Source organism: Pseudomonas sp. GM80, from assembly GCF_000282515.1.
Lineage (GTDB): Bacteria > Pseudomonadota > Gammaproteobacteria > Pseudomonadales > Pseudomonadaceae > Aquipseudomonas.
In genome coordinates, this window is sequence record NZ_AKJD01000235.1 from 1 (window position 1) to 686 (window position 686).

Here is a 686-nt window from a genome sequence, read left to right on the forward strand (position 1 = left end):
GCAAAACGTCGAAAACGTTCTGGTGAGCGGCGCAGGCGCCTTCTCCGTGCTCGGTAACGACCTGAACAACATCATCGTCGGCAACGCCAGCAACAACATCCTCAATGGCGGTCTCGGTGCCGATACCATGACCGGTGGCCTGGGCAATGACACCTATTACGTCGACAACGTCGGCGACGTAGTGGTCGAAACCAGCACCCTGGCCAGCGAAATCGACACCGTCATGGCCTCGATCACCTACACCCTCGGCGCCAATCTCGAGAACCTGACCCTCACCGGCACCGACAACATCAAGGCCTTCGGCAACAACGGCAACAACGTGCTGATCGGCAACGCCGGCAACAACACCCTGGTCGGCGGCGCAGGTCTGGACACCATGATCGGCGGTGACGGCGATGATGTTTACAACATCGATCAGGCCGGCGAACTGGCGTTGCTGGTAGAGAACGCCAACGAAGGCTCCGATGTCCTCAACATCACCTATGCCGCCACGGCCCAGACCAACGTGGTCGACATGAGCCAGACCAGCTTGCGCAACGTCGAAAACGTTCTGCTGAACGGTGCCGGCGCTTTCACCGTGCTCGGTAACGACCTGAACAACATCATCGTCGGCAACGCCAGCAACAACATCCTCAATGGCGGCCTCGGTGCCGATACCATGACTGGCGGCGACGGCAACGACACCT

1 protein-coding gene is annotated in these 686 nt (G+C 59.8%); it reads left to right on the plus strand.

The window, feature by feature from the left end; all coding sequences use genetic code 11:
* Positions 1-686: calcium-binding protein (locus PMI37_RS27370; protein WP_008087461.1), on the plus strand; the 686-nt coding region annotated here is incomplete at both ends.